Genomic DNA, 25,219 nt, shown 5'->3' with positions numbered 1-25,219 from the left:
TTGGCGCCGCCTACGCGCCCTAGCTTGCTCGGGCGCGTGATTACTAGCCCGGACGGGCCGGGAGACTGGTCAGGAGACTGGCCAGGAGCGCCGGATCCAGGTTGCCGCCGCTGACCACAGCCACGGCCGGACGGTGCTTGACCAGGCCTGCCAGCAGCGCCGCCACGGAAATGGCGCCTGACGGCTCGACTGCCAGGTGCGCCTCCACGCAGAGGCGGCGGACCGCCTCCAGGATGGCGGCGTCGTCCACGGCCACGAACTCATCCACTGCCCGACAGGTGGCCTCCCAGGTCAACTCTCCGGGCTTCTGCCCGCGGAGTCCGTCGGCAACGGTGTCCACCGACGGCACCGAGACCCGCTTCCCGGCTGCCCGCGATGCCGCGAATCTGGCCACATTGATCGGCTCCACGCCGATTATCCGCACCTGCGGCCGCAGCGCCTTAATAGTCAACGCCACGCCGGAGAGCAGCCCTCCGCCGCTGGCCGGCACCGCCACCGCTGCCAGGTCCGGGACCTGTTCCAGGATCTCGAGACCGCAGGTCCCCTGGCCGGCGATCACGAGGAAGTCGTCAAACGAGGGCACCATGTGGAGCCCCCGCTCCTGGGCCAGGCGCGTCGCCATGTCGTACCGCTCCGACATGGTGGTTCCGCACCGGACCAGCTCGGCCCCGTATCCGGTAATCGCGCCGGCTTTGACCAAGGGGACCGTCTCCGGCACCACGACGACTGCCGCCATGCCCAGGCGCGCAGCCACGTAGGCGACCGCCTGCCCGTGGTTGCCGGAGGAGGCGGTGACCACGCCCGACACCTTGCCTGCGACCGTGCTGAGGTGGTTCGCGGCCCCGCGCACCTTGAATGACCCTGTCGGCTGGAGACTCTCCAGCTTCAAGAAGATCCCCTGCCGCTCGTCCCACGGGTGAACCGGGGTGCGGCGCGCGTAGGGCGCGATGCGCGCGACCGCGTCTTGGATGTCGGCGAGTCCAGGCAGCCGGCCGAGCGCGGGCGCGGTCATGAGCCTCTCCTCCCTCCCGCGGCCCACCGCAGATTGAGCTTGCGGGACGCGGCCACCTCGTCGAGGCGCGTCACAACGGTGCTGTGCGGCGCGTTCCGCACGGTCTCGGGGTCGGTTGCGCACTCCCCGGCCACGCGGATCATCGCGTCGGCGAACTCGTCCAGCGTCTGCCTGCTCTCGGTCTCGGTCGGTTCTATCATGATCGCCTCGCTCACGCTCAGCGGGAAGTAGACCGTAGGCGCATGGAATCCGTAGTCGAGCAGGCGCTTGGCCATCTCGAGCGTCCTGATCCCGTACTGCTCCTTCTGTCTCCGGCCCGACAGCACGAACTCGTGCATGCACCGCCGGTCATAGGGCAGATCGAAGTGGGGCCTCAGCAGTGCCAGCAGGTAGTTGGCGTTGAGCACCGCCGCCTCGGACACCTGGCGCAGCAGGGGCCCGTATGCCAGCAGGTAGGCGTAGGCGCGCACGAAGATCCCGAAGTTGCCGTTGAAGGCGCGCACGCGGCCGATGGACTTGGGCCTGTCGCCGTCGAGGAGGAACCGGTCGCCCTCGCGCTCAACCGTCGGGGCCGGCATGTACGGCTCGAGCAGACGCTTCACCGCGACCGGTCCGGCGCCTGGGCCTCCGCCGCCGTGGGGCGTGCCGAAGGTCTTGTGCACGTTTATGTGCATTGCGTCGAACCCCTGGTCGCCCGGGCGCGTGATGCCCAGCATCGCGTTGAAGTTCGCGCCGTCGAGGTACATCAGCGCGCCGCAGTTGTGCACTATCTCGGCCACCTCGCAGACGCCTTCCTCGAAGAGCCCAAGGGTGTTGGGGTTGGTCAGCATCAGGGCTGCCACAGAGCCGTCGGCGGCGCGGCGCAGGGCGGCATGGTCAATGTTCCCGCGGGCGTCGCTGCGCACGGTGGTGACCTCGAACCCGCACATGGCCGCGGACGCCGGGTTGGTGCCGTGCGCCGAGTCGGGCACGATCACGCGCGTGCGGCGCTCGCCGCGGTCCTCGAGATACGCGCGGATCATCATGAGCGCGGTCATCTCCCCGTGCGCTCCGGCCGCCGGCTGGAAGGTGACCCGGTCCATCCCGCTGATCTCGCAGAGCATCTGCTCGAGGCGCCACAGGAGTTCAAGCGCGCCCTGCGCCAGCGGCGCGGGCGTGTTGGGGTGAAGCCGGGCAAACCCCGCCAGTCCTGCAGCGTCTTCGTTCACCTTTGGGTTGTACTTCATCGTGCACGACCCGAGCGGATAGAAACCCGCGTCAACGGAGTAGTTCCGATGCGAGAGCCGCGTGTAGTGCCGCACGAGGTCGAGCTCGCTCACCTCGGGCAGGGCCGGCGGGGTCTCCCGGAGATGCTCCTCCCCGACGATCGTCTCCATCGGCGCCTCCGGCACGTCCGGGGCGGGTGGGGCCGAGGCGATGCGGCCGGGCACGCTGCGTTCGAAGATCACAGGCATAGTCATCGGGCGATCGTCTCCTTCACGGCTTCCACAAACGCGTCAATCTGCCCTCGGGTGCGCGCCTCGGTGACGCAGACGAGCCAGCCGTCCGGCAGCTCCGGATACCAGGCCCCCAGCGCCAGGCCTCCCAGGAATCCCCGCTCGCCCAAGCGCGCGTTTAGCTGCTCGGGCGGCAGTGGCGTCCTCACCACGAACTCGTTGAAGACCGGGGCGGCGAACGCCCGACTGATCCCTGGAAGCGCGGTCAGTCGCTCCATCGCGTAGTGCGCCCGCCGGGCGTTCACCTCGGCCACGCGGCGTATTCCGGTAGGACCCAGCGCGGCCATGTAGACCGCAGCTGCGAGGGCGTTCAGGGCCTCGTTGGTGCAGATGTTGCTGGTCGCCTTCTCGCGCCGGATGTGTTGCTCGCGCGTCTGAATGGTGAGGACGAACCCCCTGCGGCCGTCGCGGTCCGTGGTCATCCCCACCAGGCGGCCGGGCATGCGCCGGACAAACTCCCGGCGCGCCGCGAACATCCCCAGATACGGGCCGCCGTAGTTGAGGTGGTTGCCCAGCGGCTGGCCTTCTCCGGCCACGATGTCGGCGCCGTAGTCGCCGGGCGGGCGCAGCAGGCCCATGCTGATCGGCTCGGCCACCGCGGCGATCAACAGCGCCCCGGCTTCGTGCGCTGCCTGCGCCAGGGCCGAGCTCTGCTCGATGCACCCGAAGACGTTGGGTGACTGCACAATGACCGCCGCGGTCTCCGGCCCGGCTGCCGCGCGGATCTCCCCGACGGGCGTCACCCCGTCGCGGTGCGGAACCTCGACCACCTCGATTCCCTGGTGGCGCGTGTAGGTGCGCAGCACCTCCCGATAGTGGGGGTGCACCGCGCTCGAGGTCAACACACGGTTGCGGCCGGTCAGGTCGCGGGCCATCACCGCCGCCTCCCCGAGCGCGCTGGCGCCATCGTACATCGAGGCGTTTGCCACTTCCATGCCGGTCAGTTCGCAGAGCATCGTCTGGTACTCGTAGGCCGCCTGCAGCTCTCCCTGCATCACCTCGGCCTGATATGGCGTGTAGGCCGTCACGAACTCGGCCCGGCCCGCCAGGCGCCAGACCACGCTGGGAATCTCGTGGTCGTAGGCGCCGGCGCCCAAGAAGCTGATCATACGGTCTGCGTGAGCGTTCTTGTCCGCGAGTCGCTGCAGGTGGGCCAACAGCTCTCCCTCCGGAAGGGCCGGGGAGAGTTCCAGCGGCCGCTTCATCCGGATGTCCGCGGGGATCTCCGCGAACAGATCCTCCAGACTCGCGACGCCGGCGACCCGCAGCATCTTCTCTATCTCGGCGCCGGTGTGCGGCAGGTATCTGTGCGGGTGCCATCCGGAAGCGGGCTTCATGTCTGCTCTGCCCCTACCAGCGCCGTGTATGCTTCAGAGTCCAGGAGTTGGTCCCACTCCTCGGGCGCGGACATCTCCATGACGACCATCCAGGCAGACCCGTGCGGGTCCTGGTTGAGGGCTTCGGGGCCGTCAATCACCGCCTGGTTCACCTCGACGACGCTACCGGAGACCGGCGCGTAGAGGTCGCTGGCCGCCTTGACGGACTCGATCGCCCCAAACGCCTGCCCGGCAATCACTTCGGCGCCCTCCTTGGGCAGCTCGACGAAGACGATGTCGCTGAGCCGTTCCGCGGCGAATGAGGTTATTCCGATGCGGACCCTACCGTTCTCCTTCTGGGCCCACTCGTGGTCACGCGTGTACCTTCGATCGGTCGGGAACATGCCTCACCTCTCGGTTTGATTCTCGGTTTGGTCTTCTTTTGGTCTCTATGCGCGCCTGTAGAACGGAAGCCTGACCACTCGGGCAGGAACGGGTGAGCCCCGAACCTCGATCTCGAGGCCGCCTCCCCGCGCGGACGCCGCCCTCGGCACGTAGCCCATGCCGATCGGGCGGCGGAGGGAGGGAGAGAACGTTCCGCTGGTGACGGTGCCGGCGCGTTCCCCTGCAACGCGGATTTCGCACCCGTGCCGTGGAATCGCCCGTCCACCTGCCTCGAATCCGACCAGGCGCCTCGCCACGCCCTCCCGCCGCTGCCGCTCCAGCACCGGCCTTCCTATGAACTCCTCCTTGTTGAACTTCACCGTCCAGGCCAGGGGCGCCTCAAGCGGGGAGGTTGTCTCGTCAATGTCCTGTCCGTAGAGCATCATACCGGCTTCGAGGCGGAGCGTGTCGCGGGCGCCCAGCCCAACCGGAACCAGCCCGTGCGGTCGCCCAGCCTCGATCAGTGCCTCCCAGACTCGGGGCGCGGCGTCCCATGGCGAGGCGATCTCGAAACCGTCTTCGCCGGTGTATCCTGTACGGGTGACCGCCACCGGAACACCCTGCACCGCAACCCCATCGAGGCGGTGAAACGGCAGCAGGCCGGCAAGAGCGGTTCCGGACGCGTCCGCCAGCACCGCCTCGGCCCTCGGTCCCTGTAGGGCCAGGAGCGCCACCCCGTCGGATATGTCTCGCACCACCGCCGGCGCGGCGTGCTCCTGGATCCAGGCCAGATCTTTGGAATGGGTGCCGGCGTTCACGACGAGGAGGTACTCCTGGTCGGCCGTGCGGAAAACGATTAGGTCGTCAATCACCCCGCCTTCAGGGTTGCACATCGGGGTGTACAGCCCCTGGCCCACCGCCAGGGGCCGGGCGTCGTTGGTGATAAGCCTCTGCACCGCCGCAAGCGCGTGGGGCCCCACGATCTGGACCTCACCCATGTGCGACACGTCGAAGAGCCCGACGCGCGTGCGCACCGCCAGGTGTTCCTCCACCAGGCCCGCGTACTGCACGGGCATCTCCCATCCCGCAAACGGCACCATCCGGCCGCCGGCGGCCCGGTGGGCCTCATAGAGCGAACTGCGGCGCAGGGCCGCGCCATCCGTCACTTCTGCCGTCCCTCCGCGAGAATCGCAACCACCTCGGCGTCTTCCACCTGGGTGAAGTCCTCGTAGAACTGCCCGACCGCCTGGAAGAACTCGGGGGCGCTCAGGCAGACCACCTCGTCCGCCTCCCTGGCCATGCGGGCGACCGACTCGGGCGGCGCAACCGGCACGGCCGCCACCAGGTGGGCCGGGGCCATGGCGCGCACCGCGCGCAGCGCCGCGATGAGGGTGGCGCCGGTTGCAATGCCGTCGTCGAGAACGATGACGGTCCTCCCCTCCAGGGAGGGAAGCGGCCGGCCTCCACGATAGGCCTTGACGCGCCGGGCTATCTCCGCGAGCTGCGCCTCGGTCTCCTGCTCCAGGTAGGCAGCGCTCACGCCGTGCGCCATCTCGTCCAGCACCGCCGCGCCGCCTTCGGCCACCGCGCCGATCGCCAGCTCGGGGTTGTAGGGCGCGCGCAGCTTTCGCGGCACGATCACATCCAGCAGGGCGCCCAGGCGTGCGGCGACCTCCCATCCCACCACCACGCCGCCGCGCGGCACCGCGAGCACCACCGGGTCCTGGCCCCGTAGGTGGTCGAGAGCCGCGGCCAGGTGGCGGCCTGCGTCTCGTCTGTTGGTGAAGACCATGACGGCCGCGCGCCTAGGCGTCGCCGATCGCGCGCTGCTCTTCCTCCGATAGGGTGTAGGTTGACCGTCCACCGGTCACGGGCTTGGCATATCCGCGCGCCCCGTCGCGGTCGTTGAGCACGCTCAGCACGACCCCGTCCCGGCGCGCGTCCATCAACGCCAGACTGAAGCTCAGGTGCCCCCCCATCTCCTTGAACGCATCGTACCTTACCAATCCGGTGTGCTGGATACTGCGCTGGGCCTGCTCGCCCAGGCGGTCCACCCGGCCCCCCAGGTGTTCAATCTGACGGGACGCGGCGCCCACCTCGCGCTGGAGCGCCGCCACCCGCTCCAGGAACGCGGGGTCACCGCCCGCGGCAGCAATATGCTGCGAGAGCCTTCGGAGCCGCAGCCCCATGGCTACCACCGCGGCCACCAGTGCTCCGGTAGCCACAAGCATGTATGGAATCAGGGAATCAAAGGTCACGGGCATCGCCGGATTTCGCCTCCAGGGTCGGGACTGTTTTCTTCCACGCCGTCCTGCCTACCTCCTGTTGCCCGCCCGAACGGCCCGCCGCCTACAGGCCCGCTGCGCGCGTCAGAACCCGCAGGTATGGCAACGCGGCCGTCAGCAGTACGGAGATGACCAGCGCCGGCAGCAGGTTCCCAACGCGGATCTTGCGGAGCCGGAGGATTCCCAGGCCCAGCCCGATGATCAAGGCGCCGCCGGTGGCGGTGAGCTCGCGCGTCATCTCCTGTGTCATGACGCTGTTCACCGCGCCCGCCGCCAGCGTCAGCGCGCCCTGGTAGAGCAGCACGGTGCCCGCCGACAGCAGCACGCCGGCCCCCAGCGCCGCGCCGATGGCGACCGCTGAGATGCCGTCCAGGAGCGACTTCGTGTAGAGAAGCACGGGCGTCTGCCCCAACCCGTCCTGGATCGCGCCGAGCACGGTCATCGGCCCGACGCAGAACAGGAGACTGCTCGTGACGAACGCCGCGGCCACGGTGCTCTCCTGTGTCTGGGCTCCGTACACCCGCTCGGCCCAGCGCCCCAGCGCTTCGATGCCCTCCTCGATGTGGATCGCCTCTCCGATGATTCCCCCCAGCACGAGACTCACGATGACGATGAGCACGTTTCCGGTCTGCAGCGCCATCTGAAACCCGATCAACAGGGTGGACAGGCCGATGCCCGCCATGACCGTCTCGCGCACCCGCTCGGGAAACCGGTGGCGCAGGGCCACCCCCACCAGGCCTCCGGCGATAACGGCTATCGCGTTGACGATCGTGCCTTCCACGTCAGGCCTCTCCTCGCATGCAGGCTCCGTATGTGCGCACGCTAGCCCGGCGCCCCGGCCAGGCCCAGTTCGGGTGCGACCTCACGCATCGCCGCTATCACCTGCGCGGCGTGCTCCTCGAACGGCACGCCCAGTGCCTCCGCGGCGCGCAACATCTCGTCCCGGTTCACCGCTCGGGCGAACGCCTTGTCCTTCATCTTCCTACGAACGGATGCGGCATCCACGTCGTCGAGGCTACGCGAGGGCCGGACAAGCGTCACCGCTACGATGAACCCGGTCAGTTCGTCGCAGGCATGTAGTGTGTGCTCCATGCGTGACTGCCTGGGCACCCCCGTATAGTCGGCGTGGGAAAGGATCGCCCGGCACACAACCTCGGGGTATCCTGCCGCCCGCAGGTGCTCGACTCCCCGGAGGGGATGCCCGGCCTCCCGGGAGGGAAAACGCTCGTAGTCCATGTCGTGAAGGAGGCCCACCAGGCCCCAGAGGTCCTCGTCCTCGCTGAAATGCCTGGCATAGAAGCGCATCGCGGCCTCCACGGCAAGCATGTGCTTGCGCAAGTTGGGGGTAGGCGTCCACTCGCACAGGAGGGCCCAGGCCTCATCGCGCGCGGGCAGCCGCAGGGAGTCCTCCGTCATCGGGCCCCTCCTCCTCGCCGCGTCAACGCATCCAGGAGCCGCTCCAGGTCCGTGGGCGTGTAGAAGGCGATCCTGATCTCGCCTGATCCGTTCCGCCGCAGGCGCAGACGCACCTGGGCTCCCAGCGCGTCTTGAAGCTTTTGTTGTATAATATTAATCTCTCCTGCCTCTTGGTGGGCGCGCGCCGGTATTCCACGTGAAATAGCGCGGGTGCGTGCCCGGGATTCGGTTTCCCTGACTGAGAGGCCTTTTGCCTCCACTTCCTTCCAGACGGAAAGGAGGCGGCGCGGGTCTTCTATCGCCAGCAGGGCCCGGGCATGGCCTTCTGTGATCCGCCCTGCCGTGAGTGAGGCCTGAACCTCCGGCGGAAGAGCCAGCAGGCGCAGGGTGTTGGCTACCGACGGCTGGCTCCTGCCAACCCGGCGGGCCACGGCTTCCTGGGTGAGGTGGAACTCGTCCTGCAGTCGCCGGTAGGCGGTGGCGCGCTCCATCGGGTTGAGGTTCTCGCGCTGCAGGTTCTCGACCAGCGCTGCCTCCAGGGCTCCGCGGTCGTCCAGGTGACGCACCAGGGCAGGCACAGTCTTCAACCCGGCGGTCGCCGCCGCCCGCCACCTGCGCTCTCCGACGACCAGCTCGTAGCCGTCGGGCAGGGGCCGTACCAGCACGGGCTGTAGAACACCGTGCTCCCGGATGGATGCCTCCAGTTCTGCCAGCGACTCTTCGTCGAATCCGACGCGGGGCTGCATCCGGTTGGGCCGGATCTTGTCGATGGGCAGCTCGATGGCCCCGGAGGGGGCCTCTGGTCCGGCCCCAGGGATCAGGGCGCCCAGCCCACGACCGAGAGCGCGCCGGTGAGGGGGCGCCGGGTCAGGGGCCTGGCGTTCGGTGTCGGCCACGCTGTATCACCTCCTGGCAGAGCGCCCGGTAGGCCTGGGCGCCGCGCGATCCTGGGTCGTACAGCGTGATCGGCTTGCCGTGGCTGGGCGCCTCGGCCAGCCGCACGCTGCGCGGGATGACGCTCTGATAGACGCGCTCGCCGAAGAACCGCCGGACTTCACCGGCCACCTGATCGGAGAGGTTGGTCCGGGAGTCAAACATCGTCAGCAGCACCCCGCTGATCTCGAGGCCCTGGTTCAGGTGCCTCTGCACCAGTTCGATCGAGCGGAGAAGCTGCTTCAGCCCTTCCAGCGCGTAGTACTCACATTGAATCGGGATGAGGACTTCGGTTGCTGCGGTAAGCGCGTTGATTGTCAGCAGTCCCATTGCCGGCGGACAGTCCAGCAGGATGAGTGGGTAGTCCACCGGCCCCAGCGCGTTCCGGAGCCTGGACTCCGGTCCCTGCGTGCCCGCCAGCTCAACCTCGACCCCGGCCAGGTGGATGCTGCTGGGGGCGACGTACAGCCCGGGAACCTCCGCGACCACAACCACGTCCTCCAGGGCCGCGCCGTTCATCAGCACGTCGTATGTGGAGGCGGAATAGGGGTTCCTCTCGATGCCCAACCCGCTCGTGGCGTTGGCCTGCGGGTCCAGGTCCACCAAGAGCGTCCGGTATCCTTCGGCCGCCAGGCACGCGCCCAGGTTGACGGCCGTCGTGGACTTGCCGACGCCGCCTTTCTGGTTGACTATTGCTATGATCCGTCGCACGTCCCCTCTGGTGGACGGTTCAACGCCGCCGTGGTCGGTCCTTCCCCCTCGCGCGGCAGGTCGGTGCCCAGGCGGCGTCCGCTGCGCGGGAACTCTGGTGGTGTCGGGCGCAGTTTGCGCAGCACCAGGGCCGCGCGATGCCGGTCGGTCGTTGGGAGGATGCAGCGCGCGCAGGATTCAACGGCCCCTCCCAGCGATTCCAGGAGCCGTTCGGTTGAGCCTACCTCCTCCGTGACCTTGGGGCCCCGCAGTAGGACTGCCGCGCTTCCGGGCTCCACCAGCGGGAGAGTGAGCTCGCAGGTCGCGCCCAGCGGGGCGGCCGCGCGGGAGACTGCCAGGCCAAATGCCTCGCGAAAGCCCGGCTCGTGGCCGAGTGCCTCTGCCCGCGCCCACCGGACCTCAATGTCCGGAAGATCGAGCGCGCCGCGGAGGTGCTCAAGGAACGCAACGCGCCGCCGGGAGGCCTCAACCAGCACAACCCGCAGATCCGGCCGGACGATCTTCATTGGAACGCCGGGGAACCCGGCGCCCGACCCCACGTCCACGACCCTGCAGCCGGGCGGCACGGCGCAGGCCCACAGCGGCAGCAGCGAGTCCAGGAAGTGCAGGCCCTCCACCTGGTCGGCGCCGGCGGCCGCGGTCAGGTTCAGCCGCTCCTTCCATGAGAGCAACTGCTGCAGAAAACGCTCGAATCGGTCAAGGGCGGTGGGAGATAGCGAGATGCCGAGCAGTGCGGCGCCTGACTGCAGGCGGGTGAGTGGCAGGGTCACTCCCCGGTGCGCGGCAGGACCACGACATGGCGCGCGTCGTTTTCTCCTAGGCTGCTCGTAGTGACCCTGACATCGTCCTTGAGCGTCAGGTGGGCAGATCTCCGGTCCCGGGCACTCATCGGCTCCAGGGCGATCGGCGCGCCTTCACTGACCGCGCGTTCGGCGGCACGGAGGGCTGCTTCCTGCACCTCCCGCTCCCGGCGCGCGCGGTATCCCATGGCGTCCACGCTCACGTAGACCTTGCGGCCGAGCAGCCGCTGCAGGTGAAGGCCGGCAATCAGCTCCAGCGCGTCCAGCGCGCGGCCGTCCCGGCCGACCAACCCGGCCAAGTCTCGGCCCTGCAGGGCCGCGATGAGGCCATCGGAGGTCTCCTCGACGGTAACGGTGGTCGGGAATCCCATGAGCCGGACGATCTCCGTGGTTAGCGAGCCCAGGGCGTCGGCTGCGCCGGGCCGCACGGTGAGCCTGACGCGCGCCTCTCTCCCCCCGAAGCCCAGCAGGGCGGCCTTGGGCTCCTGGAGGACCTCGACCTCCACCTCGCTCCGTGCGACGCCCAGTTGGGCGAGCGCCTTCAGAACGGCCTCGTCAACGGTGCGGCCCGCGGCCTCCGCGGTGGTCACCGGTCGTCCCCTGCCCCGGACCTGCGCTTACCCTTCGCCGCGGAGGCAGGCTGCCGGGGCGGGGCCACCTTCACCGGCCGGGGCGCCCCGACTACAATGAAGTACTCCACGATGTAGGCGACGGTCGAAGAGATCCAGTATACGGACAGGCCGAGCGGAAATTGGGTAGAAAACCACGCAATCATAATCGGCATAAAAATGAACATTTTGGCTTGTTGTGGGTCGGTGATGGACATCTTCTGCTGATAATAGGTGGTCAGGCCGCTCAGTACCGGGATAAGGATGAGCAGTGGGTGGTCGAGGAGTACCTGGACCGGCCAGGGGTGGGCCTCCAGGGAAAGCCCGAACAGCTTCTCTCCACCAAACAGGCCCGGCTTTCTTAAGAGCGCGAACAGGGCGTACAGCACCGGCAGTTGAAGCAGGAGGGGCAGGCACCCCCCCAGCGGGTTTACCTTGTTCGCGCGATAGAGGTTCATCACCTCGACGTTCAGTTGCTTGGGGTCCTCCTTGTATTTGCGCCGCAGGACCTCCATCTGCGGCGCGAGGGTTTGCATCGCCTTCATGGACCCAAGTTGCTTCCGCGTCAGGGGATGCAGGGCCAGCTTGATGGCGACCGTCAGCAGGACGATCGCCACCACATAGTTTTGGGTGACGCCGTAGAAGGCCTGGAGCACGCTCTGCAGCAGCGTCACGATTGCATCAAACACGCGATATCCTCCTCATGCCCATCATGGAACGGGATCGTATCCACCGGGATGGAACGGATGGCAGCGGGTGATTCGCCGCGCCACCAGCGGCAGCCCCCGCAGGGCGCCGTGGCGCTCAATTGCCTCGGCCGCGTACTCAGAACAGGAGGGATGGAAACGGCACGCGCGCGGCAACAGGGGGGAGAGAAACCGTCTGTATCCGGCAATCAAGGACAGCAGGATCCGCGTCATCAGCCACTTTCCTCCGCCGCGCCGCCCATCCCGGCCCGGACCAGCGCCACGCCCACGGCACCGCGAAGAGCGGAGAAGCTCGCCGCCGCGGCTACCCGGCGCGGAACCACCACCACGTCGGCCCCGATGCGTATGCGCCCGCGCTCGGCTCGGATCACTTCACGCAGCCGCCGCCGGACGCGGTTGCGCGCAACGGCGCCGCCGAACCGTCTGCTCACAACCAGCCCGAGGCGCACGCACTCCGTGCCGTTGGGCCGGGCGTGCAGGACGAGGAGCGCGGTCGTGCAGCGGGATCCTTCGCGATACACGCGGCGAAACTCTTCCTCTCGGGACAGCCGGCCAATCCTGTGGGTGGGCACCACGGCGCCCTACCCGGAAACGGTCAGCCGGTGCCTTCCCTTAGCCCGCCGACGCTTCAGCGTCCGGCGCCCGCCCGGGGTGCTCATGCGCGCGCGAAAGCCGTGTACGCGCCCGCGCTTCCGATTCTTTGGTTGAAATGTGCGCTTCACTTGGGAACCTCCGCCACAGAGCAGGCCTACTATAGCACAGCCCCCATGCCGCGGCAACGCGGCGTCCAGCAGGTCCCTCGCGGCACCCACGTCGTGGCGGGAACCACGCGCCGACGCCACCCCCCGCGAGGCCATTGCCCTGCGCATACCCTGTGGATAACCCCTGCCTCTGTCCACATCTTTGACCGCGAACGCGTGAACCGAACCCGGACCAGACCCCCGGTTCACCGGCGGATGCGCGAAAATGCCCCCGGAACGCCCTTTCTTATCCACAGGGTTTTCCACACCTGTGGATAACGTCCAGGCCCCCTTGCTGTCGCCGGTTTTCGGGTTGGCCTCGGACAGAGGATGCGGGGCGCGGCAGCGCGAACCCCTTGTCTGTCCGGGTCGTGTTGTCCACACCCTTGCCGTTCCAGTGACCGTCCAGGGGTGGGCGTGAAATCCGATGCCCGGAGGTCTGTGGGGTAGGAGTCTGCGCGGTGGCGGCCAACCACTACCGAGCGCAGCGGGGACTCGATGTCCATTCGTGAGATCATCGCGCGGCTGATCGAAGAGCGGCGCGTCGCGCCGCTGCCTGCGGGTGACGAGGCCGAGTCGGAGGTGCGCCTGGCGGTTTACGACTCGCCCCTGGCGGCTCCGCGGGTTATCTCGCTGCGCGGGGACGATTTTCACGCGCTCGTCGGCGAGCTGGCGGCGCGCACGTATGCTGTGTCACGTGAACGCGGGGGACGGGTGCCGTTTGTTGTCATCAAGGAGATCGTTGAGAACTTGATACACGCCTATTTCCACAACGCCACGGTCACCGTTCTCGATGACGGCAACACGATTCGCATCGCCGATCAGGGGCCGGGGATCTCCGACAAGGAGCGCGCGGTGGTGCCGGGGTTCTCCACCGCCTCCGCCGAGATGCGGCGGTTCATCCGCGGCGTTGGCAGCGGGCTGCCGGTGGCAAGGGAGCAGATGCAGTTTCTGGGCGGATCGCTGTCCATAGAGGACAACCTGGACCACGGCACCGTGGTCACGCTGCGCATACAGCAGGAGCCGTCCGCTCCAGAGATGGCCCCGGAGCCAGAAGCTCGCCGGGCCCCGGCGATCACCCCGCGGCAGAAGAAGGTGCTGCTGTTGGTCGCCGAGTTGGGCGCGGTGGGCCCCACGACGATCGCCAAGGAGCTCGACATCAGCCACAGCACCGCGTACCGTGAGCTTCAGTCCCTGGAAACCCTCAAGCTTGCAACGGGGAAGGGGCGCGGGAAGCGCACCCTCACGGAGGAGGGCATTGCCTTCCTCGACGAGATCTTCAAGTCCTAATGGAGCGACCGTTGGGCATCGCGCATCGAGAGAGGAGCCGGCCGTGACGATCGAAGTCTCCCCAGCCGAGTTGTGGACGGAAGCCCTGCGACGAATAGAGGGGCAGCTCAACAAGCCCACCCTCGAATCGTTTCTGCGGGTGATGCGTCCCCTCGGACTCCAGGACGACACCTTTCACTTCGCCGTCCCAAACCGCTTTGCGAAGGACTGGGTGGAACAGCGGCTGACGGACACGATCCGGCGGGCGCTGCACGCCGTGGTAGGACGCGATGTGGGCGTGCGCATCTCGGTCGTCGAGGCCGCGCCGGCGGCGCCGGCGCCAAGTCCCGCAGCTCCGGCCCCCCGACTCGCGGCCCCGGGCTCTACTACGCCATCCCGCGTTCCCGAAGGGCTCCACATCTCGCCCAAGTACACCTTTGAAACGTTCGTCGTGGGGGCCGGAAACCGGTTCGCCCACGCGGCGGCGATGGCCGTGGCCGAGTCGCCTGCGCGGGCCTACAACCCCCTGTTCATCTACGGCGGCGTGGGCCTGGGCAAGACACACCTGCTCCAGGCCATCGGACACCGGGTGCTCCGCGGCGCGGACATCGCGCGGGTCGCCTACGTCAGCAGCGAGAAGTTCACCAACGAGTTGATCAACTCGATCCGGGACGACAAGACCCTGGAGTTCCGGCAGCGGTACCGCAGCGTGGACGTCCTGCTCATAGACGACATCCAGTTCCTGGCGGGAAAGGAGCGCACGCAGGAGGAGTTCTTCCACACCTTCAACACGCTACACGAGACCAACCACCAGATCATCATCTCATCCGATCGTCCGCCTAAGGAGATACCTACGCTGGAGGACCGTCTCCGGAGCCGTTTCGAGTGGGGGCTGATCGCCGATATCCAGCCCCCCGACCTGGAGACCCGCATCGCCATCCTGAGCAAGAAGGCCGAGAGTGACGGGCTCTCCGTGCCCGGAGAGGTCGCGGAGTTCATTGCTCAGCGCATCCACACGAACATCCGGGAGCTGGAAGGCGCGCTGGTGCGCGTGGTCGCGTACGCTTCTCTCACCCGCTCGCCCATCGGCGTGGAGCTGGCCGCGGACGTGCTGCGCGATCTACTGCCTCCCGCGCGCGCCAGGGTCGTGACAATCCAGTCCATCCAGCAGGCGGTGGCGGAGTTCTTCGGCCTGCGGGTGGAAGAGATGCGCGCCAAGCGCCGCACCAAGGGCGTGGCCTTCCCGCGCCAGGTGGCCATGTACGTGGCTCGAGAGATCACCGACGCCTCGCTGCCGCGCGTCGGGGAAGAGTTCGGGGGCCGCGATCACACAACGGTCATGCACGCGTGCCATCGGGTGCGCGAAGCACTTCACCGGGACGCCCATCTGGCGGCCAGCATCAAACGCCTGATGGAAGACCTTCAACGGCAAGGTTGATATCCTGTGAGCGCATTTGGGACTGTGTGGACAACTGAAGGGCGTGGCGTACGCGCGGCCTCGCGCTGCCGCGAGATGTCCCCACGCCGTCCAGGACGTCATGAGGCCGCAACGCTCCTCTCCCAGGAGGCCCGGGCGGTTGTTCACAGAGTGCACACCGCCTACTACTACTACTGTTCTTTAATTACAATACAGAATAGAAGGAGGCGCGCATGCAGTTCACCTGTGCGCACGAGCATCTAAGCAAGGCAGTTGCCCTGGTGGGCCGCGCGGTATCCTCGCGCGCCACGATGCCCATCCTGAGCAACATACTGATCGAGACGCGCAAGGATGCGATCAAGTTGGCCGCCACCGATCTGGACCACGGTATACAAACCGAGGTGCCCGCAAAGGTCAAGAAGGGAGGCGCGATAACGCTTCCGGCGCGGCTCTTCGGCGAGATCGTTTCGAACCTCCCCGAGGCGCCTGTGCAGGTGAAGGTTGTGGAGGGAGGGACCGAAGTCGAGGTCCAGTGCGAGAGAGTTACCTACGACCTTCTTGGGCTGCCCGCGTCGGACTTCCCGCTGATGCCCGAGCCCGAGGCTGCTCCGGTGGCCAGCGTGGACGCCGGGCTGCTGCGCACCATGGTGCGCCAGACCGAGTTCGCCGTTTCCACCGATGACACGCGCGTGTTTCTGACAGGGCTCTACCTTGTGCTGGACGGGAAGGAAGTCCGCGTGGTCGCCACCGACGGCGGCCGACTCGCCCTGCGCACCGCCGCGCTCGCCAACCCGGCATCGCAGAAGATAGGCGTCATTGTGCCCTCCAAGACCATGCGTGAGTTGACGCGCGCCCTTGGGAGCGCCGAGGGCGAGGTGGAGATCTCCCTGGCGGAGAACCAGATCCTGTTCACCATGCCGGGGGCCAGGATGGTCAGCCGCCTGATTCCAGGGCCCTTTCCGAACTACCAGCAGGTTATCCCCCAGGGCTACAAGCAGCGCGTGACCGTCGGTACGCAGCGGCTGCTGGCCGCCGTGCGCCGCGTCGCGCTCACCGCCCGGGACTCGGCCAACGTGGTTCGGCTTCAGGCCGAGGGGGACACGCTGACGCTTGCCTCCAACACGCCCGAGTACGGCCGGTCCGAAGAACGCCTGCAGGTATCCTCTGAGGGCGAAGTCATCGCAACCGCCTTCAACGCCAGGTACCTAATCGAGTGTCTGTCGGTGCTCGACGCGGACGAGCTGATACTGGAGCTGACCGGACCGCTGAGCCCGGGCGCGCTGCGCCCTGCCGGGGGAGGCGACTACACGTACGTTCTGGCGCCGGTCCGCGTTGCCACGTGATCGCACGGTAAGGATCCACACCGGGACCATCACCCTCGGCGCGCTGCTGAAGTGGGCCGGCGTGGTGGGAACCGGCGGCGAAGCCAAAACACTCGTCGCGGCGCGCCGCGTGCTGGTCAACGGGCAGGTTGAGACGAAGCGTGGCCGCCGGGTGACCGCCGGGGACCAGGTCGCCGTGCAGGGAGGGCCTACCCTGGCCATTGCAGTTGCAGACGATGCCGCGACTCCGGCGCCTCTGGATCCGAGCCTTTCGTAACTACTCCCGAGCGGACATCGCGTTCGACGACGGCATTACTGCGCTCGTCGGCCGCAACGGCGCGGGCAAGTCCAACGTGCTGGAAGCCGTCTACCTTGTGGCGACGGGACGCTCTCACCGGACCGCGCGCGAGGAGGAGGCAATCCAGGGGGGCGAGACGGCCGCCCGCGTGCGGGCACAGATCTCCCGGCGGGGACGCGAAGAAGAGATCGAGATCACGCTGGCGGTGGAAGACGGGCGCCTGACCTCACAGATGCGGGTGAACGGCGCGCCCACCCCGCGAGGGAGCGTGCTCGGCCGCCTGGCGGTCGTCCTGGCGGCACCGTGGGACTTGGAAATGGTACGCGGCCCGGCGGCAGGGCGGCGCCGCCTCCTGGACGTGGCCCTGGCGCAGATCAGCCCCGCCTACTTCTTCGCGTTGCACCGGTATCATCGGGTGGTGGCGCAACGGAACGCCCACTTGAGGCGCGGGGTGCCCGGCGGCACGGAAGCCTGGGACGCCCAGATGGTCGCGCTTGGCGTGAGGATCGCGGCGCACCGCCTCGGGTACATGCGGCGCATGGCGCCCGAGGCGGAAGCGTGGTTTGGCCGCCTGGGAGGGGAGGGCACGCTCAGCGTGGTCTACCGACCGTCCTGGCCCGGAGAAACGGACGAATCCCGAGAGGACGAAGCACGGGCGCAAATGGCGCGCCTGCGCGCCGATGAGATCAGGCGGGGGACCACGCTGTCAGGACCCCACCGCGACGACGTGGAGTTGGCGCTTGAGGGCGTCGCGCTGCGAGCCAACGGGTCGCAGGGACAATGGCGGACGGCCATGCTGGCGGTTCGGCTGGCCGAGCGCGGCGTGATGGCAGCCGAGATGGGCGAGAGCCCGGTTCTCCTGCTGGACGACGCGCTCTCGGAGCTCGATCAGGACCGGCAGAGACGAATCCTGGGGCTGGCGGAAGAGGGACAGGTGATGCTGACCTCCACCGCGTTGCCGCAGGCGGCCCGGCCGGTGAGGGTTCTGGCGGTGGAAGCCGGCGCGGTGGCGGAGGCGGCATGGTCGTCCCGATTAGAGAGGTTCTAAGAGCGGCCGCCCGCGCGCTGGGAATCGAGCCCGCGATGCACCTTGCAACTGCCCGGGAGATATGGCCGCGGATCGCAGGCCGGGCGCTGGCAGGGGTAAGCGCTCCGGTTACCCTGCGGGGCAGGAGATTGCTGGTGGGGGTGACCCACGAGGCGGCCGGAGCGGAGATCCGGCTGAGGCGCGCAGAGATCGTGGCGTCCCTGGCGCGGGAGCTGGGCGAGGGGGCAATCACCGACGTGTCTCCGGTGGCGCGGCGGAGACTGCCCGGGCGTGAGCCGCTCCGAGGGGAGGTACGGTGAGCACCGGGCTGTTCGTCTACCTGGGTGGGGACACCGTTGTGGACGTGCGCGAGGTAGTGGCGATTCTCGACGCGCGGGGGCTACGGCGGTCTTCCGCGGGCCGAAGCCTGCTCACGCGGGCCGCGGATGCCGGCCGCCTGGCAGAACCAGGACTTCTGCCGTCGGCCCGGGCGATCGTGGTGACGGCCTCCCGCCTGATTCCAACTCAGACGGCCCCGTCCACCGTGGCCGACAGGATAGGCAGCCTGGTCAGAATCCGGCGGCGGAAAACGGCGGAGAGATAGTCAGGACGAGGATTTCCACCGTTGACACCCGGACCATTCCAGGGATAGAATAGGGAGTGGGCATGCGCGCTGAGGCGTGTGCCTGTTTGCTTGAGTGGAGCGTAAATTGATGGCCGAAACCCCAGAGTATACCGCCCAGCATATCCAGGTTCTGGAGGGGCTGGACGGTGTCCGGCGGCGCCCCGCCATGTACATTGGGAGCACCGGTCCGGACGGGCTGCACCATCTCCTCTTCGAGGTGGTGGACAACTCGGTGGACGAGGCCCTGGCCGGGGCCTGCACGCGCATTGACGTCACCCTCCACGCCGACGGCAGCGCCACCGTGCTGGACAACGGCCGGGGCATTCCCGTGGACAAGGTGCCTAAGGTAGGAAAGCCCGCAGTGGAGGTGGTGCTGACCACCTTGCACTCCGGCGGCAAGTTCGGCGGGGGCGGGTACAGGATCTCCGGCGGGCTGCACGGCGTCGGGGTCTCGGTGGTCAACGCCCTCTCCGAGTGGTTGGAGGTCGAGGTCTACCAAGACGGCAAGACACACCGCCAGCGATTCGCGCGCGGCAGGACGCAGGGCCCGCTGGCGTGGACGCGCGGAGCGCCCCAGCCCTCCGGCACCAAGGTGACGTTCAAGCCCGACGCGCAGGTTATGACGGCGACCGAGTTCGCATTCGACGTTGTGGTCAAGCGCCTGGAAGACATCGCCTATCTCAACGCGGGCCTGGAGATCCACCTGTCCGACGAGATCACCGGCCGCGCGGCGACAATCAAGCACGACGGCGGGATCAAGGAACTCGTGGCGGCCCTCAACCGGACGAAGGCGAAGATCTCCGAGATTGCGCACGCCCGGCGCGAGCGCGACGGCGTCGAGGTGGAGGTGGCCCTTCAGTACACCGATAGCTACGTTGAGCACATGCTCACGTACGTGAACACGATCCCCACGCCCGAAGGCGGCACGCACCTGATCGGGTTTCGCTCGGCCCTGACGCGCTCCATCAACGACTATGCCAGACGCGCCTCGCTGGTGCGCGACAGCGACCCGTCGCTGGCCGGCGAGGACATGCGGGAAGGCATGACCGCCGTGCTCAGCGTCAAGATGGCCGAGCCGCAGTTCGAGGGACAGACCAAGACGAAGCTCGGCAATACCGAGGTGAAGGGAATTGTCGAGTCCGCGGTCTCCGACGCGCTAGCGGAGTTCCTGATCACCCACCCGCCGGACGCGAAGCGGATCGTGGCGAAGGTGCTGAACGCCGCGCGCGCCCGCGAGGCCGCGCGGAATGCTCGAGAGCTGGTGCGGCGCAAGAGCGCCCTCGAGGTGGGCACACTGCCGGGCAAGCTGGCCGACTGCGTGGAGCGCGACCCTAACCTCTGCGAGGTGTACATAGTGGAGGGCGAGTCCGCGGGCGGGACCGCCAAGCAGGGCCGCGACCGGAACTTCCAGGCGATCCTGCCGATCCAGGGCAAAATCCTCAACGTCGAGAAGGCGCGCGAGGACAAGATGATCGCGCACGAGGAGATTCGCGCGATCATCACCGCTCTGGGCACCGGGGTGGGAGGGGAGTTCTCTCTCGAAAAGAGGCGCTACGACAGGGTCATAATCATGTGCGACGCCGACGTGGACGGCAATCACATCCGCACGCTGCTGCTCACGTTCTTCTACCGCTACATGAAAGAGCTCATAACGCACGGAAAGGTCTACATCGCGCAGCCGCCGCTCTACCTGATCAGGAGCGGCAAGGAGAAGACCTACGCCTACTCGGAGGAGGGACGCCAGGTGGCCCTGCAGGCGCTCGACCGCCGGGGGGCCAAAGCCGAGGTGCAGCGCTACAAAGGGCTGGGCGAGATGAACCCCGAGCAACTCTGGGAGACCACGATGAACCCGGCCACGCGGACGCTGCTGCGGGTGGACCTCGAGGACGCGGCGGCCGCCGAGTGGGTTTTCAAAACGCTGATGGGAGAGGAAGTCGAACCCCGCAAGCAGTTCATAATCCAGTACGCGCGCGACGTGCGGAACCTGGACATATAGGAGCGCGCCGACCCCACGCCTATGGCTACCGAAGAACTGAGGATCGTCCCGCGGCCGATCGAGGAGGAGATGCGGACCTCCTACCTCGACTACGCCATGTCGGTAATCGTGAGCAGGGCGCTGCCCGACGTGCGCGACGGGCTGAAGCCGGTACAGCGACGGATTCTCTACGGCATGTCGGAGCTGGGGGTGCGGCCCGACACTCCGCACCGCAAGAGCGCCCGCATCGTGGGCGAGGTGATGGGCAAGCTCCACCCGCACGGGGACGCGCCGATCTACGACGCGCTGGTGCGGATGGCGCAGGGGTGGTCGTTCCGATATCCGCTGGTGGACGGCCAAGGCAACTTCGGCAGCATCGACGGCGACCCGGCAGGCGCCATGAGGTATACCGAGGCACGGTTGTCGCCCGCCGCCGCCGAGCTGCTGACCGACCTGGACAAGGAGACCGTCTCCTTCCGTCCCAACTTCGACGAGAGCCTGAAGGAGCCGACGGTTCTGCCGGCCAGGCTGCCCAACCTGCTGGTAAACGGCGCCAGCGGCATCGCGGTCGGCATGGCCACCAACATCCCGCCGCACAACCTGGGCGAGATCGTGGACGCGCTGGTTGCGCTGATTGACAACCCCGCGACGCCCATCGAAGAACTGCTGAAGATCGTCAAGGGGCCCGACTTCCCCACCGGCGGCGTCATCCTGGGAAGGGACGGGATCCGCTCCGCGTACACGACGGGACGGGGAAGCATTACGGTGCAGGCCAAGACGGCAATGGAAGAGATACGCGGCGGCCGCATCGCCATCGTCGTGACCGAGATCCCATACATGGTAAGCAAGTCGGCGCTCGTCCAGCGCATCGCCGACCTGGTGCGCCGGAAGAAGCTGGCGGGCATCGCGGACCTACGCGACGAGTCGGACCGGAGGGGGCTGCGCGTGGTGATCGAGCTCCGGCGCGACGCCAACCCCCAGATAGTGAAGAACCAGCTCTTCAAGCACGCCCAGATGCAGGTCACCTTCGGCGCGATCATGCTGTCGCTGGTGGACGGCGCCCCGAGGCAACTGGGGCTCAAGGAGATGCTGGGCTACTACCTCGCGCACCGGCGCGACGTGGTGATCCGCCGGACCCAGTACGAGCTGCGCCGCGCCGAGGAACGCGCCCACATCCTAGAGGGGCTCAAGGTCGCGCTGAGGCACTTGGACGAGATCATCGCGCTCATCCGCAAAGCGAAGGACGTGCCCGCGGCGCGCGCGGGCCTGATGACGCAGTTCGAGCTGAGCCAGGCGCAGGCCGAGGCGATCCTCGAGATGCGCCTACAGCGCCTGACCGCGCTGGAGCGCGAGAAGATAGAGGCGGAGTACAAGGAGCTGCTCAAAGAGATCGCCCGGTTCAACGAGATGCTGGCGGACGCCACCTCCCCGCGGCCGCGGCTCATCATGGCCACGGTGCGGGAGGAACTGATGGCGGCGCGCGAGCGCTACGCCGACCCCCGCCGCACCCGGATCACCGGCAAGGAGGCCGAGGAGTTCGGGGCCGAGGATCTGATCCCCGATACCGAGGTGGTAATCACGCTCACCCGCAACACCTACGTCAAGCGCCAGCCCCTGGAAACCTACCGGGTGCAACGCCGGGGCGGCAGGGGCGTAACCGGGATGGCCACGCGCGAGGAAGACGTGGTCGAGCAGATAGCGGTGACCACCAACCATGCCTTCCTGTTGTTCTTCACCAACCGCGGCAAGGTCTACCGGATCAAGGCGCACGAGGTCCCCGAAGCCGGCCGCACCGCGCGGGGGTTGCCGGTGGTCAACCTGATCAACGTCTCACAGGGTGAGCGCGTCAACGCCATCATACCCCTCCGCTCCTTCGAGGAGGCGGGGACGCTGTTTATGGCGACGCGCCGCGGCATGGTCAAGAAGACCGGGTTGATGGAGTTCATAAACGCCAAGCGGGCCGGCATCTTCTCCATCACGCTCGCGGGCGACGACGAGCTCGTGGGCGTCAGGTATATCCAGAAGGAGACCGAGATCGCGCTGGCCACGCGGCTGGGCCGGGCGATCCGGTTCAAGGCAGGCCAGGTGCGCGAGATGGGGCGAACCGCCCGCGGCGTGATCGGCATCCGGCTGAAGGGCGATGACAGCGTTGTGGGGGTTGCCGACAGCAGCGAGGGCCTCGCCCTGCTGACCGTAACAGAGGCCGGATACGGGAAACGCACGCCTTTTTCGCAGTATCCTTTGAAGCGCCGCGGCGGGATTGGGGTGATCAACATCAAGACCACCCGCAAGAAAGGTCCGGTGGCCGCGGTGCGGGCGGTGGACGACGACGACGAACTGCTACTGATCTCCGCCAACGGCATCGTCAACCGGATCACCGTTCGGGAGATCACGGCGCACGGCCGGCAGTCGCAGGGCGTCGCGGTGATGCGGCTGGAGGCCGGTGACCGCGTCGCGGCCGTGGCGCGAGTCGCGGCGAAGGACGCCGCGGAGTAGAACGGGCGGAGTAGAACGGGCGGAGTAGCGGAGGAGAAGATGGGCTGGGCACGCTGGGCCAGGGTTGCGGGCATAATCGGCGGAACGGTGATGCTGCACGAGCTCGCCCATGCGCTCGCCGCCCGGCGCGCCGGGGGCGAGGTGCGCGAGGTAGGGGTCGGCTTCGGGCCGCCCCTGCTGCGCCGGAAGGTCGGCGGCGTGGATGTGACTCTGCGGCCGCTCCCGCTAGGCGGGTTCGCGGCGATTGACGTGGACCGACTTCCTCCGGCCCGGCGCGTTCCGGTCCTGCTGGCCGGGCCGCTGGCCAACATTGCCGCAGGCCTGCTGCTGCGCCAGGCCGCCCGCGTGCCGGCGCCGGTGCTCCTACCGGGACAGACCGCCCGCATGCAGGTAGGCGGGCTGCTCTCCGTTCTGGCGCTTCTGAACAGCGCGGACGGAGGAGGACCACGCTCCCTTGCGGCTGCGGCGGGCGCCCTCAACCTGAGCGTGGGGATATCCAACCTGCTTCCGCTGCTTCCGCTGGACGGCGGGCACCTGGCCGTGGCGCGCATGGAGGCCGCCGGCTTCCGCCCGGGCGCGGTGTCTCTCTTTCGAGGGTTTTCCGCGGCCCTGTTCGGGTATCTGGCGGTCTGGACGCTGGTGGCCGACCTGGCGCGCATCAGGCAGGCCCCGCCCCCATGCCCCAAGCGCGGCTGACCCCATACCCCCGCGATACCGAGACACCGCCCTCTTGCTACTGCTCCAAGGCCCAGACATGGGGCCTTGACAGGGAGGCCGGCCGGGCCGTAGATTTTAGAATGGAGTTCTGCACAGTAGTATGCAGGGGTCTAGTGCCAGGTAGAGTGCGACCGATTCGCTCGAATCGATTCGCCCGAAGGAGGATGACGAGATGCACGCAGAGGCGGCTTCCAGGCTCTTGAAGTTCGTGCTCATCCCGGCGCTGGTGGTGACGCTGGCGTGGGGCGTTATGGTTGTTCCGTCCAGAGCGCAGGTCTATCCGGAGCGCAGCATCACCGGGATCATCCAGTGGGGCGCCGGGGGGACCACCGACCGGGTGTCGCGCAGGATAACCCCGCTGGCCGAGAGAGCGTTGGGCCAGCGAGTCGTGCTCAGCAACATGACCGGCGCCTCCGGCGCCGTGGGCATGCAGTACGTCTTCGACCAGCGGGCAGACGGTTACACGCTGCTCTACGCGGCCGAGAACCCAACGATCTATGGCGTCCTAGATCTCTCGCCGCGCAACTTCGATGAGTTCGAGCCGATCAACCTGTTCGCGCGCAGCATCCCTGTGGTGGTTGTGAGAAGCGACTCTAAACTGCGCTATCTTACCGAGTTGATCCATTTGGCCAAGCAGCAGCCCGGACAGATCAAGGCCGGCTCCACGGGAATCGGCGGCGTGCCTTTCGTCGTCGGGGCAATGATGACCGCGGTCAGCGGCGTGAAGTTCAACCCGATCCCGTTTGATGGTGACGGTCCTGCCATACCGGCGCTTCTGGGGGGGCACATTGACTTCCACGTATCGGTCATGGCGGCGGTGGCCGAGCACATCCGCGCCGGACGGATGCGGGCCCTTGCCGTCATAGACAACGTGCCCGCGGACGTCGCTCCCGGCGTCCCGGCCCTGGGCCAGATGATGCCCGAGTACCGTCCCTACCTGCCGTGGGGACCGTTCTTCGGCGTGTGGGTCAAGAAGGGAACGCCCGCGCCCGCGGTGCGGCGGCTGGCCGACGCGTTCAGGCCGGCCGTGGCCTCTGAGGATACCCGGGAGTTCCTCGACCTCATCGGCGCCGTGCCGCTGAACCTCTCGGGCGACGAGGCGATGCGGTGGGTCAAGCAGTGGCAGTCCGTAACCGCCTGGCTGCTCCACGATGCCAAGGCGACCCAGAAGTCGCCGGAGATGTTCGGAATCCCCAGGCCTGCCCGCAAGTAGGACCGGCGATGTCGGCTGATCGCCGGAGGCTGTCCACGCGCCTGCAGTCGGCAGGTATTGTTGTGCTGGCGGGGTTCGTGTTCCACCGGGCGAGCCGGATGTCCAACTTCGGACATGACCCCGGCTCGCCCGGGGTCTTCCCGGCCCTGGTCGCCCTGGTCCTGCTGCTGTGCGCCCTGCTTGTATGGAGGGAAAGCACGGCAGGAGAGCCAGCGGCGGCCTCCGACGGCGGGGCTGTTCGTTCCACGGCCCTGATCGCGGCCTTGATGGCCATCCTCTACGGGGTGGTGCTGCGGAAGCTGGGCTTCGTGGGCGCATCGTTCCTGTACCTGGCGGTCTCCTTCCTGTGGCTGCGCGCGGCCGCCTGGTGGAAGTCAGTACTCATAGCGGCCGTGGCCGTGGCCGTCACGTTCGTGGTGTTCCGGCAGGTGTTCCTGGTGATTCTGCCCTAA

At 67.8% G+C, this 25,219-nt stretch carries 29 protein-coding genes; 12 read left to right on the top strand and 17 right to left on the bottom strand.

Translation table 11 applies throughout. The annotated features are described in order from the left end of the window. Positions 1-43 precede the first annotated feature (43 nt). From RDU83_09105 to rpmH, 17 genes are all read right to left on the bottom strand, one after another. Positions 44-1,012 (bottom strand): threonine/serine dehydratase, encoded by a 969-nt coding sequence (locus tag RDU83_09105; protein MDQ7841168.1) that lies wholly within the window; start codon positions 1,010-1,012, stop codon positions 44-46. Beyond that, the gene (gene gcvPB / locus RDU83_09100) at positions 1,009-2,472 is read right to left on the bottom strand and encodes an aminomethyl-transferring glycine dehydrogenase subunit GcvPB (protein MDQ7841167.1); all 1,464 of its coding nucleotides are present in this window, start codon (positions 2,470-2,472) and stop codon (positions 1,009-1,011) included. Before gcvPB ends, RDU83_09105 begins: the two co-directional genes overlap by 4 nt. Continuing rightward, positions 2,469-3,845 (bottom strand): aminomethyl-transferring glycine dehydrogenase subunit GcvPA, encoded by a 1,377-nt coding sequence (gene gcvPA / locus RDU83_09095; GenBank protein MDQ7841166.1) that lies wholly within the window; start codon positions 3,843-3,845, stop codon positions 2,469-2,471. The genes gcvPB and gcvPA overlap by 4 nt, the downstream gene beginning before the upstream one ends. Continuing rightward, complete coding sequence (gene gcvH / locus RDU83_09090) at positions 3,842-4,228, bottom strand: glycine cleavage system protein GcvH (protein ID MDQ7841165.1); 387 nt, start codon at positions 4,226-4,228, stop codon at positions 3,842-3,844. Before gcvH ends, gcvPA begins: the two co-directional genes overlap by 4 nt. A 45-nt stretch (positions 4,229-4,273) precedes the next feature. Next, complete coding sequence (gene gcvT / locus RDU83_09085) at positions 4,274-5,374, bottom strand: glycine cleavage system aminomethyltransferase GcvT (protein MDQ7841164.1); 1,101 nt, start codon at positions 5,372-5,374, stop codon at positions 4,274-4,276. Then, on the bottom strand, positions 5,371-6,000 hold the full coding sequence (locus tag RDU83_09080) for a phosphoribosyltransferase (protein MDQ7841163.1): 630 nt from the start codon (positions 5,998-6,000) through the stop codon (positions 5,371-5,373). The genes gcvT and RDU83_09080 overlap by 4 nt, the downstream gene beginning before the upstream one ends. A 13-nt stretch (positions 6,001-6,013) precedes the next feature. Further along, entirely contained in the window at positions 6,014-6,472 is a 459-nt protein-coding gene (locus RDU83_09075) for a DUF4446 family protein (GenBank protein MDQ7841162.1), read from the bottom strand. Between the two features lie 85 nt (positions 6,473-6,557). Continuing rightward, on the bottom strand, positions 6,558-7,274 hold the full coding sequence (locus tag RDU83_09070; protein ID MDQ7841161.1) for a DUF554 domain-containing protein: 717 nt from the start codon (positions 7,272-7,274) through the stop codon (positions 6,558-6,560). 41 nt (positions 7,275-7,315) lie between these two features. Next, the gene (locus tag RDU83_09065) at positions 7,316-7,909 is read right to left on the bottom strand and encodes an HDIG domain-containing protein (protein ID MDQ7841160.1); all 594 of its coding nucleotides are present in this window, start codon (positions 7,907-7,909) and stop codon (positions 7,316-7,318) included. After that, positions 7,906-8,805 (bottom strand): ParB/RepB/Spo0J family partition protein, encoded by a 900-nt coding sequence (locus RDU83_09060; GenBank protein ID MDQ7841159.1) that lies wholly within the window; start codon positions 8,803-8,805, stop codon positions 7,906-7,908. Before RDU83_09060 ends, RDU83_09065 begins: the two co-directional genes overlap by 4 nt. Beyond that, complete coding sequence (locus RDU83_09055; protein ID MDQ7841158.1) at positions 8,777-9,553, bottom strand: ParA family protein; 777 nt, start codon at positions 9,551-9,553, stop codon at positions 8,777-8,779. Before RDU83_09055 ends, RDU83_09060 begins: the two co-directional genes overlap by 29 nt. Continuing rightward, entirely contained in the window at positions 9,538-10,323 is a 786-nt protein-coding gene (gene rsmG, locus RDU83_09050; GenBank protein MDQ7841157.1) for a 16S rRNA (guanine(527)-N(7))-methyltransferase RsmG, read from the bottom strand. The genes RDU83_09055 and rsmG overlap by 16 nt, the downstream gene beginning before the upstream one ends. Next, the gene (jag, locus tag RDU83_09045) at positions 10,320-10,943 is read right to left on the bottom strand and encodes an RNA-binding cell elongation regulator Jag/EloR (protein MDQ7841156.1); all 624 of its coding nucleotides are present in this window, start codon (positions 10,941-10,943) and stop codon (positions 10,320-10,322) included. The genes rsmG and jag overlap by 4 nt, the downstream gene beginning before the upstream one ends. Next, positions 10,940-11,650: a YidC/Oxa1 family membrane protein insertase gene (locus RDU83_09040; protein ID MDQ7841155.1), complete on the bottom strand. Its 711-nt coding sequence runs from the start codon at positions 11,648-11,650 to the stop codon at positions 10,940-10,942. The genes jag and RDU83_09040 overlap by 4 nt, the downstream gene beginning before the upstream one ends. Before the next feature lie 21 nt (positions 11,651-11,671). Then, positions 11,672-11,881, bottom strand: coding sequence for a membrane protein insertion efficiency factor YidD (yidD, locus tag RDU83_09035; GenBank protein MDQ7841154.1), 210 nt, complete (start codon positions 11,879-11,881; stop codon positions 11,672-11,674). Continuing rightward, on the bottom strand, positions 11,881-12,240 hold the full coding sequence (gene rnpA, locus RDU83_09030; protein MDQ7841153.1) for a ribonuclease P protein component: 360 nt from the start codon (positions 12,238-12,240) through the stop codon (positions 11,881-11,883). The genes yidD and rnpA overlap by 1 nt, the downstream gene beginning before the upstream one ends. Before the next feature lie 9 nt (positions 12,241-12,249). Continuing rightward, on the bottom strand, positions 12,250-12,390 hold the full coding sequence (gene rpmH / locus RDU83_09025) for a 50S ribosomal protein L34 (GenBank protein ID MDQ7841152.1): 141 nt from the start codon (positions 12,388-12,390) through the stop codon (positions 12,250-12,252). Between the two features lie 516 nt (positions 12,391-12,906). Here rpmH and RDU83_09020 point away from each other — a divergent pair. From RDU83_09020 to RDU83_08965, 12 genes are all read left to right on the top strand, one after another. Continuing rightward, positions 12,907-13,698 carry an ATP-binding protein gene (locus RDU83_09020; GenBank protein ID MDQ7841151.1) on the top strand — a complete coding sequence of 264 codons (792 nt, stop codon included), beginning with the start codon at positions 12,907-12,909 and terminating at the stop codon, positions 13,696-13,698. Between the two features lie 43 nt (positions 13,699-13,741). Beyond that, on the top strand, positions 13,742-15,115 hold the full coding sequence (gene dnaA / locus RDU83_09015; protein ID MDQ7841150.1) for a chromosomal replication initiator protein DnaA: 1,374 nt from the start codon (positions 13,742-13,744) through the stop codon (positions 15,113-15,115). Between the two features lie 212 nt (positions 15,116-15,327). Beyond that, a complete protein-coding gene (gene dnaN / locus RDU83_09010) occupies positions 15,328-16,437 on the top strand; it encodes a DNA polymerase III subunit beta (protein ID MDQ7841149.1) in 1,110 nt (369 codons plus the stop codon). Beyond that, positions 16,427-16,693 carry an RNA-binding S4 domain-containing protein gene (locus RDU83_09005; GenBank protein ID MDQ7841148.1) on the top strand — a complete coding sequence of 89 codons (267 nt, stop codon included), beginning with the start codon at positions 16,427-16,429 and terminating at the stop codon, positions 16,691-16,693. The genes dnaN and RDU83_09005 overlap by 11 nt, the downstream gene beginning before the upstream one ends. Beyond that, positions 16,653-17,762: a DNA replication/repair protein RecF gene (locus RDU83_09000; GenBank protein ID MDQ7841147.1), complete on the top strand. Its 1,110-nt coding sequence runs from the start codon at positions 16,653-16,655 to the stop codon at positions 17,760-17,762. The genes RDU83_09005 and RDU83_09000 overlap by 41 nt, the downstream gene beginning before the upstream one ends. Next, complete coding sequence (locus tag RDU83_08995) at positions 17,735-18,061, top strand: DUF721 domain-containing protein (GenBank protein ID MDQ7841146.1); 327 nt, start codon at positions 17,735-17,737, stop codon at positions 18,059-18,061. Before RDU83_09000 ends, RDU83_08995 begins: the two co-directional genes overlap by 28 nt. Beyond that, the gene (locus RDU83_08990; protein ID MDQ7841145.1) at positions 18,058-18,345 is read left to right on the top strand and encodes a hypothetical protein; all 288 of its coding nucleotides are present in this window, start codon (positions 18,058-18,060) and stop codon (positions 18,343-18,345) included. Before RDU83_08995 ends, RDU83_08990 begins: the two co-directional genes overlap by 4 nt. Before the next feature lie 109 nt (positions 18,346-18,454). Continuing rightward, positions 18,455-20,362: a DNA topoisomerase (ATP-hydrolyzing) subunit B gene (gene gyrB / locus RDU83_08985; protein MDQ7841144.1), complete on the top strand. Its 1,908-nt coding sequence runs from the start codon at positions 18,455-18,457 to the stop codon at positions 20,360-20,362. A 21-nt stretch (positions 20,363-20,383) separates the two neighbouring features. Further along, the gene (gene gyrA / locus RDU83_08980) at positions 20,384-22,837 is read left to right on the top strand and encodes a DNA gyrase subunit A (protein MDQ7841143.1); all 2,454 of its coding nucleotides are present in this window, start codon (positions 20,384-20,386) and stop codon (positions 22,835-22,837) included. A gap of 39 nt (positions 22,838-22,876) precedes the next feature. Continuing rightward, positions 22,877-23,533: a site-2 protease family protein gene (locus RDU83_08975; protein MDQ7841142.1), complete on the top strand. Its 657-nt coding sequence runs from the start codon at positions 22,877-22,879 to the stop codon at positions 23,531-23,533. 193 nt (positions 23,534-23,726) lie between these two features. Continuing rightward, positions 23,727-24,767 carry a tripartite tricarboxylate transporter substrate binding protein gene (locus RDU83_08970; protein ID MDQ7841141.1) on the top strand — a complete coding sequence of 347 codons (1,041 nt, stop codon included), beginning with the start codon at positions 23,727-23,729 and terminating at the stop codon, positions 24,765-24,767. 8 nt (positions 24,768-24,775) lie between these two features. Continuing rightward, positions 24,776-25,219: a tripartite tricarboxylate transporter TctB family protein gene (locus RDU83_08965; protein ID MDQ7841140.1), complete on the top strand. Its 444-nt coding sequence runs from the start codon at positions 24,776-24,778 to the stop codon at positions 25,217-25,219.

The sequence above is a fragment of the bacterium genome (assembly GCA_031082185.1).
Lineage (GTDB): Bacteria > Sysuimicrobiota > Sysuimicrobiia > Sysuimicrobiales > Humicultoraceae > VGFA01.
Note: the sequence above shows the minus strand (reverse complement) of the source record. Positions and strands in the feature narration are given on the sequence as shown.

Coding starts and splice junctions, on each gene's coding strand:
- RDU83_09065 (MDQ7841160.1), bottom strand. CDS start 7,909: ATGACGGAGGACTCCCTGCGGCTGCCCGCGCGCGATGAGGCCTGGGCC.
- RDU83_09020 (MDQ7841151.1), top strand. CDS start 12,907: ATGTCCATTCGTGAGATCATCGCGCGGCTGATCGAAGAGCGGCGCGTC.
- gyrA (MDQ7841143.1), top strand. CDS start 20,384: ATGGCTACCGAAGAACTGAGGATCGTCCCGCGGCCGATCGAGGAGGAG.
- RDU83_09080 (MDQ7841163.1), bottom strand. CDS start 6,000: ATGGTCTTCACCAACAGACGAGACGCAGGCCGCCACCTGGCCGCGGCT.
- RDU83_09075 (MDQ7841162.1), bottom strand. CDS start 6,472: ATGCCCGTGACCTTTGATTCCCTGATTCCATACATGCTTGTGGCTACC.
- RDU83_09105 (MDQ7841168.1), bottom strand. CDS start 1,012: ATGACCGCGCCCGCGCTCGGCCGGCTGCCTGGACTCGCCGACATCCAA.
- dnaN (MDQ7841149.1), top strand. CDS start 15,328: ATGCAGTTCACCTGTGCGCACGAGCATCTAAGCAAGGCAGTTGCCCTG.
- gcvPA (MDQ7841166.1), bottom strand. CDS start 3,845: ATGAAGCCCGCTTCCGGATGGCACCCGCACAGATACCTGCCGCACACC.
- yidD (MDQ7841154.1), bottom strand. CDS start 11,881: ATGACGCGGATCCTGCTGTCCTTGATTGCCGGATACAGACGGTTTCTC.
- gcvH (MDQ7841165.1), bottom strand. CDS start 4,228: ATGTTCCCGACCGATCGAAGGTACACGCGTGACCACGAGTGGGCCCAG.
- gyrB (MDQ7841144.1), top strand. CDS start 18,455: ATGGCCGAAACCCCAGAGTATACCGCCCAGCATATCCAGGTTCTGGAG.
- gcvPB (MDQ7841167.1), bottom strand. CDS start 2,472: ATGACTATGCCTGTGATCTTCGAACGCAGCGTGCCCGGCCGCATCGCC.
- RDU83_09000 (MDQ7841147.1), top strand. CDS start 16,653: ATGCCGCGACTCCGGCGCCTCTGGATCCGAGCCTTTCGTAACTACTCC.
- RDU83_08995 (MDQ7841146.1), top strand. CDS start 17,735: ATGGTCGTCCCGATTAGAGAGGTTCTAAGAGCGGCCGCCCGCGCGCTG.
- RDU83_08970 (MDQ7841141.1), top strand. CDS start 23,727: ATGCACGCAGAGGCGGCTTCCAGGCTCTTGAAGTTCGTGCTCATCCCG.
- RDU83_08965 (MDQ7841140.1), top strand. CDS start 24,776: ATGTCGGCTGATCGCCGGAGGCTGTCCACGCGCCTGCAGTCGGCAGGT.
- RDU83_08975 (MDQ7841142.1), top strand. CDS start 22,877: ATGGGCTGGGCACGCTGGGCCAGGGTTGCGGGCATAATCGGCGGAACG.